Origin of the sequence: Janthinobacterium sp. HH106 (assembly GCF_001758725.1) — a bacterium.
In the GTDB taxonomy this organism is placed as follows: domain Bacteria; phylum Pseudomonadota; class Gammaproteobacteria; order Burkholderiales; family Burkholderiaceae_D; genus Janthinobacterium.
The window spans coordinates 1-1,248 of record NZ_LRIC01000049.1; the positions used below are offsets into that span (position 1 = coordinate 1).

Consider the following 1,248-nt stretch of genomic DNA (forward strand, 5'->3'; position numbering starts at 1 on the left):
AACAGAGATTAAACTGAAGAGTTTGATCCTGGCTCAGATTGAACGCTGGCGGCATGCCTTACACATGCAAGTCGAACGGCAGCACGGAGCTTGCTCTGGTGGCGAGTGGCGAACGGGTGAGTAATATATCGGAACGTACCCTGGAGTGGGGGATAACGTAGCGAAAGTTACGCTAATACCGCATACGATCTACGGATGAAAGTGGGGGATCGCAAGACCTCATGCTCGTGGAGCGGCCGATATCTGATTAGCTAGTTGGTAGGGTAAAAGCCTACCAAGGCATCGATCAGTAGCTGGTCTGAGAGGACGACCAGCCACACTGGAACTGAGACACGGTCCAGACTCCTACGGGAGGCAGCAGTGGGGAATTTTGGACAATGGGCGAAAGCCTGATCCAGCAATGCCGCGTGAGTGAAGAAGGCCTTCGGGTTGTAAAGCTCTTTTGTCAGGGAAGAAACGGTGAGAGCTAATATCTCTTGCTAATGACGGTACCTGAAGAATAAGCACCGGCTAACTACGTGCCAGCAGCCGCGGTAATACGTAGGGTGCAAGCGTTAATCGGAATTACTGGGCGTAAAGCGTGCGCAGGCGGTTTTGTAAGTCTGATGTGAAATCCCCGGGCTCAACCTGGGAATTGCATTGGAGACTGCAAGGCTAGAATCTGGCAGAGGGGGGTAGAATTCCACGTGTAGCAGTGAAATGCGTAGATATGTGGAGGAACACCGATGGCGAAGGCAGCCCCCTGGGTCAAGATTGACGCTCATGCACGAAAGCGTGGGGAGCAAACAGGATTAGATACCCTGGTAGTCCACGCCCTAAACGATGTCTACTAGTTGTCGGGTCTTAATTGACTTGGTAACGCAGCTAACGCGTGAAGTAGACCGCCTGGGGAGTACGGTCGCAAGATTAAAACTCAAAGGAATTGACGGGGACCCGCACAAGCGGTGGATGATGTGGATTAATTCGATGCAACGCGAAAAACCTTACCTACCCTTGACATGGCTGGAATCCCCGAGAGATTGGGGAGTGCTCGAAAGAGAACCAGTACACAGGTGCTGCATGGCTGTCGTCAGCTCGTGTCGTGAGATGTTGGGTTAAGTCCCGCAACGAGCGCAACCCTTGTCATTAGTTGCTACGAAAGGGCACTCTAATGAGACTGCCGGTGACAAACCGGAGGAAGGTGGGGATGACGTCAAGTCCTCATGGCCCTTATGGGTAGGGCTTCACACGTCATACAATGGTACATAC

1 rRNA gene is annotated in these 1,248 nt (G+C 52.4%); it reads left to right on the top strand.

From position 1 onward, the window contains the following. Positions 1 to 10 precede the first annotated feature (10 nt). Positions 11 to 1,248 (top strand): 16S ribosomal RNA (locus tag JAB8_RS19570); the annotation flags it as partial.